12 protein-coding genes are annotated in these 13,680 nt (G+C 42.4%); 7 read left to right on the top strand and 5 right to left on the bottom strand.

All coding sequences use genetic code 11. From position 1 onward, the window contains the following. Positions 1-30 precede the first annotated feature (30 nt). Positions 31-1,545, top strand: coding sequence for a di-heme oxidoredictase family protein (locus QJS82_RS04705; protein WP_281491393.1), 1,515 nt, complete (start codon positions 31-33; stop codon positions 1,543-1,545). A 145-nt stretch (positions 1,546-1,690) separates the two neighbouring features. Here the strand turns inward: QJS82_RS04705 and QJS82_RS04700 are convergent, their stop codons facing one another. Next, positions 1,691-2,635: a bestrophin family protein gene (locus QJS82_RS04700; RefSeq protein ID WP_281491392.1), complete on the bottom strand. Its 945-nt coding sequence runs from the start codon at positions 2,633-2,635 to the stop codon at positions 1,691-1,693. A gap of 299 nt (positions 2,636-2,934) precedes the next feature. On the opposite strand from QJS82_RS04700, the gene QJS82_RS04695 reads away from it, so the two are divergent. Further along, positions 2,935-3,636, top strand: coding sequence for a hypothetical protein (locus QJS82_RS04695; RefSeq protein ID WP_281491391.1), 702 nt, complete (start codon positions 2,935-2,937; stop codon positions 3,634-3,636). Between the two features lie 150 nt (positions 3,637-3,786). Here QJS82_RS04695 and QJS82_RS04690 read toward each other — a convergent pair whose 3' ends face one another. Continuing rightward, a complete protein-coding gene (locus QJS82_RS04690; protein ID WP_281491390.1) occupies positions 3,787-4,107 on the bottom strand; it encodes a hypothetical protein in 321 nt (106 codons plus the stop codon). A gap of 357 nt (positions 4,108-4,464) precedes the next feature. Between QJS82_RS04690 and QJS82_RS04685 the strand changes: the two genes are divergently transcribed. The 4 genes from QJS82_RS04685 to QJS82_RS04670 all read left to right on the top strand — a co-directional run bounded on the left by QJS82_RS04685 (position 4,465) and on the right by QJS82_RS04670 (position 9,000). Beyond that, a complete protein-coding gene (locus tag QJS82_RS04685) occupies positions 4,465-5,118 on the top strand; it encodes a DedA family protein (protein ID WP_281491389.1) in 654 nt (217 codons plus the stop codon). 373 nt (positions 5,119-5,491) lie between these two features. After that, on the top strand, positions 5,492-7,018 hold the full coding sequence (gene nirK, locus QJS82_RS04680; RefSeq protein WP_281491388.1) for a copper-containing nitrite reductase: 1,527 nt from the start codon (positions 5,492-5,494) through the stop codon (positions 7,016-7,018). A gap of 201 nt (positions 7,019-7,219) precedes the next feature. After that, on the top strand, positions 7,220-8,122 hold the full coding sequence (locus QJS82_RS04675) for a formylglycine-generating enzyme family protein (protein ID WP_281491387.1): 903 nt from the start codon (positions 7,220-7,222) through the stop codon (positions 8,120-8,122). A gap of 98 nt (positions 8,123-8,220) precedes the next feature. Continuing rightward, entirely contained in the window at positions 8,221-9,000 is a 780-nt protein-coding gene (locus tag QJS82_RS04670) for an SCO family protein (RefSeq protein ID WP_281491386.1), read from the top strand. A 198-nt stretch (positions 9,001-9,198) separates the two neighbouring features. On the opposite strand, the gene QJS82_RS04665 is transcribed toward QJS82_RS04670, so the two are convergent. From QJS82_RS04665 to QJS82_RS04655, 3 genes are all read right to left on the bottom strand, one after another. Further along, positions 9,199-10,746 carry a succinyl-CoA:acetate CoA-transferase ScpC gene (locus tag QJS82_RS04665; RefSeq protein WP_201618566.1) on the bottom strand — a complete coding sequence of 516 codons (1,548 nt, stop codon included), beginning with the start codon at positions 10,744-10,746 and terminating at the stop codon, positions 9,199-9,201. Between the two features lie 464 nt (positions 10,747-11,210). Then, positions 11,211-11,714 (bottom strand): IS630 family transposase, encoded by a 504-nt coding sequence (locus QJS82_RS04660; protein ID WP_068407314.1) that lies wholly within the window; start codon positions 11,712-11,714, stop codon positions 11,211-11,213. A 13-nt stretch (positions 11,715-11,727) separates the two neighbouring features. Further along, on the bottom strand, positions 11,728-12,048 hold the full coding sequence (locus QJS82_RS04655) for an IS630 transposase-related protein (protein WP_025651424.1): 321 nt from the start codon (positions 12,046-12,048) through the stop codon (positions 11,728-11,730). 731 nt (positions 12,049-12,779) lie between these two features. Here QJS82_RS04655 and QJS82_RS04650 point away from each other — a divergent pair. Further along, positions 12,780-13,643: a universal stress protein gene (locus QJS82_RS04650; RefSeq protein WP_281491385.1), complete on the top strand. Its 864-nt coding sequence runs from the start codon at positions 12,780-12,782 to the stop codon at positions 13,641-13,643. The last annotated feature ends 37 nt before the right edge of the window (positions 13,644-13,680 follow it).

Below are 13,680 nucleotides of genomic sequence, written 5' to 3'. Positions count from 1 at the left end.
ATGATATTTTTAGCCATTTTAGGTCTTACCATGTCTCTACTGCCTCATTCACCGAACTGTTATTCACTAAACCATTTAAATGCTCCCTCTACTCTTTTATTTCCTATCATACGCCGTGCGCTATTTTGTTTAACGGCAACTTTATTACTAAGTGCATGTGGCGGCTCAGACGGTTCCGATAACTCAAACAATGACAGCTCTAACACCCCGAATTTACCTAGCCAGCCTACGCCGCCAACTTCACCTGACAACCCAGACAGCCCGAACAATCCTGCAACTGATATCAACTGGCTACCAGCCGGTGGCAACGCGACCATCGCTGCCGATATCTCACGACCATTTTTACAGATTATGCCCAATCTGCCAAGCAGTGCCTTGGGCGGCGTATCGCCAGGTCGTGAGCTCTTTATCACCGAATGGACGCCAGCCAACCAGGGTCGCGTGCTCTTTGATGGCGTTGGCCCCTTATTTAACGCCAATGCCTGCACCCAGTGCCATAGTGCTGAAGGACGCAAACCCATTTATGCGGCAGATGGCGAGCTAAGTGACGCTATATTATTTAGGCTCGGCAATAAACAAGGGCTTGCGCACACTTATTACGGCGAGCAAATGCAACATCAAAGTATCGATGCCAGCATCGCAGCCGAAGGTAAAATGCGCTACACCATCACAGCGAGTAATGGCAACCAACCTACCGGTATCCAGTTTGACTTTAGCGCCACCGACCCCAATCAGCCGCTGGGAGATACCGCTATCAGTGGGCGTATCTCACCGCAATTGGTCGGCATGGGTTTGCTCGACTTGATTCCTGAGGCGGATATCATTGCGGCAGCTGACCCTGACGATAACAATAACGACGGCATCAGTGGGCGCGTACATTGGGTACAGGATGGCAAACAGCGGCGCATTGGCCGCTTTGGCTGGAAGGCGATTAACTCAAGCCTCCGCACCCAAAACGCCAATGCCATGTCACAAGACATGGGTTTGACCACTTCCGTATTTATGGATCCCAATTGCACAGCCAATCAGCCGATTTGTTGGACAGCGCCCAATGGCGGCACGCCTGAGGTTTCAGACAGCAGCTTGGATGCGGTGACCGATTTTATGACTGCCTTGGCAGTGCCTGAGCGCCGAGTGGCTGATTTATCGACCTTTAATAAAGGCGCGCAGCTCTTTACCCAAGTGGGCTGTGCGAGCTGTCATACGCCAAAACAAAAAACGGGCGCTAGCGGGCGCTTTCCGCTGCTCGCCCAGCAAACTATTTATCCTTATACCGATTTATTGCTGCACGATATGGGCAAAGGTTTAGATGACGGCGTTAAAGAAAAAAATGCCGAAAGCTATGAGTGGCGTACACCGCCATTATGGGGCATTGGTATTGTCGCACGTGACCCAGAAGCACGGTTTTTGCATGATGGTCGCGCCAGCAGCTTGACAGAAGCGATACTTTGGCATGGCGGTGAAGCAGAAAGTGCTAAGACACGTTTTACGCAATTACCCGCCACGCAACAAAAAACGTTGCTAAGCTTTTTAAACAGCATTTAATAGTAGTGATGACAATGTCAAATAAAAAAGACCGCTCAATTGAGTGGTCTTTTTTATGCAGTATATTTTTTGGCAACCGATATTCTACTGCCGCAGCCGCTATTTATGACAGAGAGATTTTTGCAAATTACCTATTATAAATCACTTATTGTAAATAGCCATTTTTAGCGGTGATATTCGGCGGCAACTCGGTTTCTCCCAAAGCTTCTAGCAAATTAATCTCGATAGTACGAGATAAGGCCGTCAGCGGTAATTGATTGGCAGCCAAACCAAAAGGCTCTTCCAACTCTTCACTTAGCGCATCCAAACCAAAAAAGGTATAAGCAATGACCCCGCAAATCAAGGGCGTCACCCAGCCTAAAGAAGAAACCAGACCAAAAGGCAGCATAAAGCAATATAGATACGTCGTGCGATGCACCAGTAGCGTATAAGCAAACGGCAATGGCGTGCTGTGAATACGCTCACAAGCGGACAAAACCACCGTCATTGAATTTAGGCGCTCATCCATATTTTGTATCATATGCTCTGACGTCAAGCGCTGCCGCCGACAATAGCCAAGCTCCTTACCTAGCAGACGCAGTAGATAATCTGGCAAATTTTGCGCTCGCTGCATACTGGCATGATGGATAGGTTCTACAAAACGCTCAACATCTTGCCAAGGCGAGCTGTCACGCAGTCGATGACGTAAGGCATGGGTAAAAGCAATGCTTAAATACACCAATCGGCGCTGGCTATCTCGCCCCTCCTCACTTTCTCGCCCCTCTTCGCTGCTTTCATCTATATAAGACAGCACTTGACGGGTAAAGCTGCGCGTATCATAGACCAATTGCCCCCATAGCCCACGAGCTTCCCACCAGCGTTGATAACTGGCATTGTTACGAAAACCTAAAAATAGCGATAAGGCTATCCCAAGCAAGGTAAACGGCGCGACGCTATAAGAAGAAAAAGAACTAGGAAACCCATGCTGAATATTGGTGATAAAGGCACTAATCAGGCTAATGAGCAAAATCTGCGGATAGACCTTTGGCAGGATGGAGCCACGCAAGGTAAAAAGCAGTTTGATGGCGCTGGGCTTTTGCTTGACGATCATTTTAACGTCCTAACGAATGGTACTTATAGAAAATAACTGTGATTTTTTGCAGGACGAAATGATAACAGACTAAGGAGGTATGAACAGCAAAAATGCCTATTAATCCTGTTTTAATTGCCCAGCGGTTCTTATCGCCCATTTATTCAATAAATTTCTACAAAATCATCGGTTGTTATAATGATGTAAGGATAGGAGGCGCAGGGATACACAGCAGATGTCATCGCTTAAAAATTCGATTATAGTAGGTAGGTCTATCACTTATTAATAAATTGAAGTTAAATAAATCGAGGGAATAAATCATGAAAAAATTAGGATTACTTGTCGCGGTATCAGTAGGCTTAAGCGCTTGTGCAGGCGGTATGAACGGTGGCACCACACCGGGCAATTCAAACAACATCGTCACACAATATCCCGTTGAAGCGGCCATGCTCAATATTTATACCAAAGCCCGTAGCCAGAGCTTAGTGGCGACCGTCGGCGGTCAAACGGCCTCTGCGGATATCAAAGTCACGCCCAAAGGCAGCATGGTCTTTAATAATAAACAAGTACAAGGCGCTGAAGTAAATACCATCAACAAAGTAAATAATCAAGTCACTGATCAATCGGTCGCCATTAATTACTTTACCCTCAATCCATTAGTATTCCATGGTTTCACTGACAGCTCAGGTAAGTATTCGCTGTCGAATCAGACCACAACCATTCCCAAAATGGCAACGGTTGGCTCATCAAGCAAATTGATTACTGAAGACGTTTATGCCGATAGAAGTATGCGTAAAAAAATAGGCACTTATAACCAAGATTGGTCTTTGACCAGAGACAGCAATAATACCGCGTGGTTTTGTATAGAAACCTCAGGCAATCTCCTGCTCAATAACGATCCTAATGGCAGCTCGTCAGAATGCTATAAAATCAATGCGCGCGGCGATATCTTAGACAGTAAAGTAACCATCAGCCAACCATCTACTAATGGCACTAAAACAATTACCTTTACCAGTCGATAGTTATCATATTATCTGTAAAGGGCTATAGTTTTACTAAAACTGAAATAAAAAGAGCTGCAAACAATTTGCAGCTCTTTTTTTTGGACAATTTACTCTCATCAACCTGAACATTAAAAACTTTTTCGTCTAAAGCTTGAGTAATTTAAGTATTTACTGCACGCCATCTGCTGGGGTTTGATCTAAATTTGCATTACTCTCGTTGACGGTCACAGTGTCATCGGCTTTCTGCTCACCATCATTACCCGACATTCCATCTGCGGTCATACCCGTTTCGACAACTTCAGTACCTTCTTTATTACCTTCCCCGCCCTTCTCGTCAACCGCCACTTCATCTGTCACTTCGGTCGAATCTGCCACCACATCCTCTCTCTCATTACTACAAGCCGTAACGCCGACAATACTGGCAAACAATGCGATCCATAACGCCTGCCGCGCTTTGGTTAATCCTACATTTGCTGTTATTTTATTCATCTTAATCTCCTTGATAGCTCTCTAAATACTAAATGCCTAATGAGGTTTTTGTGCTAAAAAACCTTTATGAAATATAAATAGTCTAAAATAAGCACGATTAAGACGACCTTATGCCATAAACTTGACAGTAAATAGAAGCTTCTTGTGTGTTTTTATTAACTATTTACTAAGATAAATAAAATACTAAGCCTGTACAGATTGCGCTCTGTCCTCAAGCTGCTCTCAGATAAACGCATTAAATGACGGACTTTTAGCAATATTTAATACATACTAAGCCCGTAATTTAGTACAAATAACTTTGATAAATGCCCGTATGATTTATTGTTTCTTTATTCCAACCTTGAGCGAGTCTTTACAATGGATCAAATGAGTGCATGGGTACTCGGTATCATGGCAAAATTCGGTTACTTTGGCATTATCTTTGCCATGTTTGCTGAAAATATCTTTCCGCCGATCCCTTCTGAGGTGATTATGCCAGCCGCTGGCTTTGCCGCTGCCAAAGGTGATTTAAGCATTATTTTGGTGATAATAGCCGGTACGCTTGGGGCGGTGCTGGGTGCGCTGCCTTTATACTATGTGGGTCGCGTATTTGATGAGCCGCGTTTGGTCGCATTCACCGAAAAGTATGGTAAATATCTGTTTGTAAAGCCTGCTGACATCACCGCGGCAAATGCATGGTTTGATAAACATGGCAAAATGGCGGTGTTTTTTGGGCGTATGGTGCCCGGGGTACGCTCGCTGATTTCTATCCCAGCTGGCATGAATAAAATGGCGCTATTGCCCTTTTTGGTATTGACGGCTTTAGGAGCTAGTATTTGGACAGCGATATTGGCTTTAGCGGGCTATTACTTAGGTCAAAACTATGACGCCGTCGCCGGCATGTTAGCGCCTTATTCCAAAGCAATCGGCATACTGATAGTGGTCGCTGTGATTGGTTTACTTATTAAACGCCGTTTATCCAGTCAAGAAAGTACGAATGATAAAAACAGTAGTAATAGTAATGAGCGTTAAAAAAGCTTCTCTTACTCTCGAACCAATAATTACGCTTGATTAATAGGTTAAAAACTCTCAACGTTTAGACTATTCAGGACATTACTTTCTAGTACACTAAATTGTAAAAATACCTAACTAAATTCATAACTCGCCAGTACAAAAAGCGTGAATAAATCTTACTGGAATAATTCGCTTATTCTATAACATTCATTTAAAATGAATTTTATAGAAGCCAATTTAGAAGCTCGCAACTTTTATAATGTTGTTATTTGATTTTTTTGTTTTGATAGTGATGTTTGCTTTTCATCACAATTAACATTGGGATGATTAGAAGAAATAAAAATCGAGCTTTGTTAAATGAGCCACTTATTTTTAATTTTTGGAGAGCCTTATGCGCCTTTTTAATTCAACATCTTCTGAGCATCAATCACTTACCTACTCTAAGCTTGCCCTAGCATGTCTACTCGCTCTTGGCACAGCAGGGATGGCTGGTTGTGATAAATCAACCCCTGATGATGCTACTGCAACCACAACAGAGACTACTCAAGCCAAAAAAGATAGCAAGGCGCCAAATACTAAAAATGGTGAGTTACCATTGATTGACGCTATTATCACCCATGCGCCTGATGTGCCACCACCTATCGATCGTGACTATGCAGCAAAAGTCATCGTAAAAATGGAAACTGTGGAAAAAACCATGCGCTTAGCGGATGGCGTTGAGTATAATTTCTGGACGTTTGGCGGTCAGGTACCAGGACAGTTTATTCGGGTGCGTCAAGGTGATGAAATTGAGTTTCATTTGTCAAACCATCCTGACTCTAAAATGCCGCACAATATTGATTTACACGCCGTGACTGGTCCAGGGGGCGGTGCCGCCTCTTCCTTTACTTCTCCTGGTTATACCTCTGAGTTTAACTTTAAAGCCTTAAAACCCGGCTTATACGTTTATCATTGTGCGGTAGCGCCCGTCGGTATGCACATCGCAAACGGTATGTACGGTCTGATTTTGGTTGAGCCAGAAGAAGGTTTACCAAAAGTTGATCGTGAATTCTACGTGATGCAAGGCGATTTCTACACCAAAGGTAACTATGGTGATAAAGGGTTACAACCTTTTGATATGGAAAAAGCGGTGAAAGAACAAGCTGACTACGTGTTATTTAACGGTTCAGTAGGCGCTTTAACAGGTGAAAACTCGCTTAAAGCGAAAGTTGGTGAAACGGTTCGTCTGTTTGTCGGTAACGGTGGTCCTAACTTGGTTTCATCCTTCCACGTCATCGGTGAGATTTTTGATAAGGTAAATATGGAAGGCGGTAGCGCTGAAAACCATAATGTTCAAACCACGCTTATCCCCGCAGGTGGCGCGGCTATTACTGAATTCAAGGTAGATGTACCGGGTGAACTTGTGATGGTTGACCACTCTATTTTCCGAGCATTTAACAAAGGGGCACTTGGTATCATCGATGTCGAAGGTCCTGAAAATGCAAAAATCTACTCTGGAAAAGTGCGTGAAGAGGTCTATTTACCTGAAGGCTCAGCGGCGCAAAGCATCGGCAAAACCAATGCACCAGCTCCTGTAGTGACCGCTGCCAACAAGCAAGAAAGAATTAAAATGGGTGAATCTGTTTATGCCAGTAACTGTGCGGCCTGTCACCAATTAAATGGTGCTGGTATACCAAAAGCTTTCCCACCATTGGCCAAATCAGACTACCTCAACCAAGACCCCAAACGTGCCATCAATGCTATTTTGCATGGCTTGACAGGCAAAATCACCGTCAACGGTGAAGAGTACAACAGTGTCATGCCAGCGGTCGCCTTAGATGATGAAAAAGTCGCTAACGTCGTCACTTATATCATCAATAGTTGGGGCAATAAAGGTGGTGAAGTCACCCCAGCAGATGTCAAAGCCGCTCGTAAATAACCAAATATTCTATCGTTACGTCAAAACGGTGTCTGACTCAATCAGAGTTTGGCACCGTCACTATAAATAAGGCTTTAAAAACAGAAAGTTTTGATAGTGGTTGATTGACTAAATGGCTCATTAACTAAATGGCTAAATGAATCACGGCTTGATTAACTGCTATACGCCCCGCCCTTTTTTGGGACTACTAGGAGATTAGTTATGTTATGGACTCACATCACTAACACTCACAAAAGCAACACTCGCAGCATTAAAATTCACAAAAACAAAACTCTAAAAATTAACACCCAAAAGATTCTGAATACGACTGCTCGCCCGCTAGCACTGTTATTGGTCGTTAGCGCACTGACCCTAACAACAGACTTTGGGTTTATGAGCACACAAGCGCAAGCAAAAGAGCTGACCATTCAGCCCGGTACTTATCGTCCGTTGTATTTGAGTAAAAATTCACCGTTAGTGGCAGTCGATACATTCAAAATTGATGAGTTACCAGTTACTAACATACAGTTTTATCAGTTTTTAAAAGAAAATCCAAAGTTTCGCCAACGGGCGATTGCGCCTATTTTTGCCGATGCCGGTTATTTAAAACACTGGATTAATACCAAAGATATCTCTGTGCCTAAAAAGGCTGATTTTCGTCAGCCTGTGGTCAATGTGTCATGGTATGCCGCCAATCAATATTGCCGCGCTCAAAACAAGCGCTTGCCAACCGTTGAACAGTGGGAATATGTCGCACAGGCTTCTACGACCAATAAAAACGGTAGCTTGGAGACCGGCTACAACCAACGCATCCTTGATTGGTATGGCAAATCATCTGGTAGCAAAAACCAACTTGCTGATGTCGGACAAAGCCCTGCCAACTATTGGGGCGTAAAAGACATGCACGGTTTGATTTGGGAATGGACAGAGAATTTTAACAATAGCTTAGTCACTGGCGAATCACGTGCCGACAGCAACCTGAACCAACAGATGTTCTGCGGCTCGGGCGCAGCAGGTGCGGTTGACCCAAGTGATTATGCGGCATTTATGCGTTATGGTTTTCGCTCAAGCTTAGAAGCCAAATACACGGTTAGCAGCCTTGGTTTTCGCTGTGCTAGTAATTAACTTACCTCAAAAAAGCGCCCTTTTAACATATTACCCTTTTAACCTAGCGCCCTACTTTTTATGCTCAATTGAATTTAATGGCCTCTAAGGATTGTCTCATGAAAACAATAAAAACCATTCAAAATACAAGACTGCAAAATACAGCGACTCACCTATTGTCTAATGTGGCTCATGCTATCAAACTGACTATGACTGCAGGACTATGCATTGGCTTACTCGCTTGTAGCAATCCTGACGCCCCTAACTCGTCGTCAACACAAAACAGTCAACCTGATCCTACTTCTGAGTCTAAAGTAGCGAAAGATGCTCATCACGATATGAAGGACATAGATCATAAACAGATGAATCATACCGATATGAATGCACACGAGCCTGCAGAAGCGTTAGGACAAGATTATTCTATCTATCAGGCAGGCGGCGACTGGACAGACCATCGTGGCAATACCTTTGAGCTTGATAATCTTGAGGGTAAAAATCAAGTAGTGGTGATGGCTTATACCAGCTGTCAGCACACCTGCCCTATCTTAGTGCAATCGATGAAACAGATCTATAAAGAGATGACGCCTGAAGCCCGTGCGCAAACAGAATTTTTACTGGCGACATTAGACACTGAGCGCGATAGCGTCGAGGTGATGAAAAACTTTGCTAAGCATAATGATCTTGGCGATAACTGGCGCCTGATTCGTAGTGATGAAGCCAGCACCCGTATGCTTGCCAATACCTTAAATATCAAATACCAGTTTGCCGATAATGGTGATATTAACCACTCCAATCTGATTTCTGTGTTAGATAAAGACGGTCGCTTAGTCGCCCAAGGCGTCGGTGTTGCCGACTCTGGCATTAAGCCGTTGATTGAGTATTTAAATAGCCACAGCTAAAAATCAAAAAGCTTACCTTTTAAATGATATTGTAAAAGCTGTATTTTTAACCTTTACCTTACTTTTAAATTTACCTTTATTTTAAAGACAAAAAAAACACCGCTTATCTGCTAGCAGACAAGCGGTGTTTTTAATGGTGCAATCAGCTATGTCGCTGATTCTAGCTTTAAGGCTTTAACTAGGTATTTAATTAAGCATTTAAACTGCCAAAGCCAAACCTTTTTTGACGCGCATATCACCGGTTTCAACATAGCGTTGATGCCATGACAATGCTTCACTCAAGATATGAGGCGTTTGCATACCAGCAGTCTGTGCCGCGCGATCATAGTAATCTTGCAGCATAGGACGATAATCAGGATGGGCGCAGTTATCAATGATTTTTTGCGCGCGTTGACGCGGTGATAAACCACGCAAGTCAGCCAAACCTTGCTCAGTGACAATAATCATCACGTCATGCTCAGTATGGTCAACGTGTGACACCATAGGCGTGATGCACGAGATAGCGCCACCTTTGGCAACCGATGGGCTTACAAACATTGAGGTAAAGGCGTTACGAGCAAAGTCGCCAGAGCCGCCCAAACCATTCATCATATTGGTACCCATGACGTGGGTTGAGTTGACGTTGCCATAAAGGTCACACTCAATCATCGCGTTGATAGCTAAAACGCCAAGACGACGTGAGACTTCAGGATGGTTGGTGATTTCTTGTGGACGCAGGATAATGCGTTTGCGCAATTCTTCAATATTGGCGTTAAAACGGTCTAATGCATCTGGGCTTAATGACATGGCGGTTGCAGAAGCTTGGGTCATTTTACCTGACATAATCAAATCTAACATACCGTCTTGCAATACTTCGGTATAGCCGGTTAGATTCTCAAACGGACTGGCTTGCAATCCTGCCAATACCGCATTGGCAACGTTACCTACACCTGATTGGATAGGCAATAAGTTGGCTGGCATGCGGCCTTTTTTCACTTCTTCATGGAAAAAGTCAATAATATAACCGGCAATTTTATTCGAGCATTCATCAGGATCAGCAAATTTGCTATTACGGTCTGGTGAATCTGTTAAGACTACGGCAACGACTTTATCCAAATCACAGGTTAGATAAGGCGAGCCAACACGCTCACCTGGCGTAGTAATCGGAATTGGCTTACGATACGGCGGTACGCCAATATCATCAAAGATATCATGCATGCCTTCTAATAACAGGCTTTGGCGGCTGTTTACTTCAAGAATAATCTTGTCAGCATTATGCAACCATGCATTATTGGTACCGATAGAGGTAGAAGGAATCAGGCGACCGTCCGGTAAAATACCGGCCACTTCAACCACCGCCACGTGCATATCACCGTAGAAACCAAAGGTGCTTTGCTGAGCGACATGCGATAAGTGCATATCAAAATAATGGGTTTCGCCGGCGTTGATTTGTTTACGGAGGGCGGCTTCTGACTGATAAGGCGTGCGCATCTTGATACCATTGGCTTCAGCCAATACACCGTCACATTCTGCGGCAGTTGACGCGCCGGTTAATAAACCGATTTTGAATTCTTCACCGCGTGCTTGAGCCGCTTTCATACGCTCCGCTAATGCAGCTGGGATGGCTTTTGGATAACCTGCTCCCGTAAAACCACTCATTCCAACATTCATATCATGTGAGATAAATGTCGCTGCTTGCTCCGCAGACATGATTTTTTCACGTAAACCTTCATGACGGACGCGCTCTTCGTGATTAATTGCACTCATACCTTTTTTCCTAGTAACTTCCCTATTAACACCAAACCCTCAGATTAATAAAATAATGAGACGTTTGATACCGAACCAACGATAAAATACAATAGAGCATATTAACAACTTTACGATAAAAAACAAGTTGATTGTCTCATGTTTTAATATTAGCACTTAAAAATTCATACTTATTTATTGACAATCGTTCACTATTAAAATAAATACTCGTGTTTATTTTTTAAAGCCTTTGAATAAAGCATTTCTTTTTTCTATTATAGAAGCTGCTTATTTTTCGTTTTTTATCATTTATAATGAGTTTATATAACCGTTGTAGATTGAATCCTCCTATTAATTTATCGTTAAAATTGCCATACAAACAAGTCTAGTCATACAAAATTCAGTGTGACGTTTGTCTCTATTAACAACTCAGTACGACAAGCTATACAATTCCCACCTGACGTATAAACCTATAGTCAAAGAACTTATAAATCGCCACACAGCCATAAGAAATAAAAGAACAGTGTGTCAACGCAATCTAGCCGCCACTCTTTACGTTTTTGTTTGACCCAAGCCCACATTTGCTCGATAGGATTCAAATCAGGACTGTAAGGTGGCAGCCATAAAATAGTGTGCCCTGCATCTTCTATAAGTTCAGTTGTGTCTTTGCGCTTATGGAAGGTTGCATTATCCATAACGATTACACTGTCTTTCGGTAAGCTTGGTAGCAGCAGTTGTTCAACCCAGCTATGAAATACATCACTATTGACACTGCGATCATAAAGTCCAACAGCGAACAGCTGATTATTGTAAATAGCACCTATCGCATTGGTTTGGTTTTTAAGCTGCCAGTTGTATTGTCCAAAGCATTTTTTACCTCTATTAGAGTAACCGTAAGGCCTGTTCTCATGAGACTTAAAGCCACTTTCATCAAGATAGATAATAGGCTTATCATCAAACTCAAATTGCGCTAACTTTTCAAGAAATATTAAACGTTTTTTATCATCTGCTTTTGGATGAGTTAAGCTCTTTTTTTTGAGTGATGCCGATTCGTTTTAATGCAATGCCTATCGCTCTTTGAGTACAATTAAAACGCCGAGCTCGTTCGTGCTGATAGTCATCAGGATAAGCCTCTACATCCGCTCTCAGTAATGCATCGTCTATTTTAGTTGGGGTAAACTGACGTTTTTTACGCTCAGGAAATTTTTTCCAACGCTGAATAGTGTTGGTGCTAATTTGATATTCCTCGGCAAGTTGTCGAATGCTATAGCCTTCTGCAAGCTTATTGAGGATCAGTTGTCGGTAGTCTTTTGAGTATGCCATATTATATACTGTAGCGGGTTTTTGTTTCTTTTACTATACTTTTGCTAGTAAACTGAAACAGTTAGCGAATAAAAAAGCTTTTCCACATAATAATGTCTTTAAAAAACAATGACAGTAAGCGTAAAAAAGAGTTTAATTTTTACATAACCATATAACCATATAACCATATAACTATTCATTATCAATGAATAAAAAACACAAGACAATAACATGCTACTTTCAAATAAAAAGCGATTGAAAAAATTATAGATATCGCGTTTGTAATTAATAATAAATGAATATTCGAAACTACTAAGACAGCCTTTTATTGATTAAATACTAAAGTCTATTGTTATTTAACAAATGATACATAATGGAATATTGTTCTATCTTTAAAATGATTTTATTTAACTTTAAATTTTTTATCGTTTACAAGCCATACCTTTGCTAGAACGTTGATAAGAAGTTGCGACGATATAGACACTGTGCTCTAAGCATGCACGTTGCCACTGAGATCAGCTTTTCAAAATGCTTAGACTACAAAGTGCACGGTGAGCCGAGAATCTATGTCAGCAAAGCACCATTTAAGATATTGCTCTGTGATTTTGCAATGATACGATTTAAGGTAAGATGGTAGTCAAAGATGAATGATTGGCGATTTAATTGAAAAGTAGATGCTTACCCTGTCTTAAAAAAGCATTCTATCAATAAACCTGTTTCTCAAAGTATAAATGCAAATCTAAGGACAGATTATGATAACGAAAGAGCACGTTTTGGCTTGTATTGATGGCTCAGCAGTGACTGGGTCAGTGTGCGATTATGCGGCGTGGTATGCAAAAAAGCTGAATTTAGCGGTGGGATTATTGCACGTCAGCGATGTGGCAGCATCGGTCAGACGCGACTTATCAGGAGCCATCGGCATTAACAGCCGCCAGTCTTTGCTCGATGAGTTATCAAAGCTCGATGAACAAAGGGCAAAGGTCGTAAACAGCTATAGTAATGCGTTGGTACAAGATGCAAAAAGTCATATCCAAAGTAACTTTGCTGGCGTGACCGTCTGTATCTATCAACGCCGCGGTAAGCTGCTGCCAGCGATTGAGCATTTTCAAGAAAAAAACCGTGCTATCGTCATGGGTCGCCGCGGAGAAGATCATAAGAACAGCCGCATCAATATCGGTAGCCAAATCGAAACGGTTGCCCGCGCCTCAAACGTACCGGTGTTGATTTGTTCAGAGAAATTTAAAAAGCCTCAATCATATATGGTGGCGTTTGATGGCAGTAAAACCGCGATTAAAGCCATACAGATGCTTGCAGAGAGCAACCTTTTACAAGGCTTGCAAGGTCATATCGTGATGATCGGACATGATAATGAGGCATCTAAAAAAAGCCTTGAAGAGGCTGTAATCCAAATGAGAACCGCAGGCTTTAGCGTAGACTCCCATCATTTACCACAGCTTGACGCGGTTAATGGCTTACTTAGTTTTCAGCTTGAAAATAATATTGATATCATTGTGGTTGGGGCTTATGGACGCTCTAAGCTCCAGCATTTATTTTTGGGTAGTACCACGACAGAGATTATCGCTAGCACCCTATCGCCTGTTATTTTAGTGCGTTAGACATTTGATAATACAGACTTTAATGTCATCAACCTTT

It is taken from the genome of Psychrobacter maritimus (assembly GCF_029953575.1).
In the GTDB taxonomy this organism is placed as follows: Bacteria; Pseudomonadota; Gammaproteobacteria; order Pseudomonadales; family Moraxellaceae; genus Psychrobacter; species Psychrobacter maritimus.
Note: the sequence above shows the minus strand (reverse complement) of the source record. Positions and strands in the feature narration are given on the sequence as shown.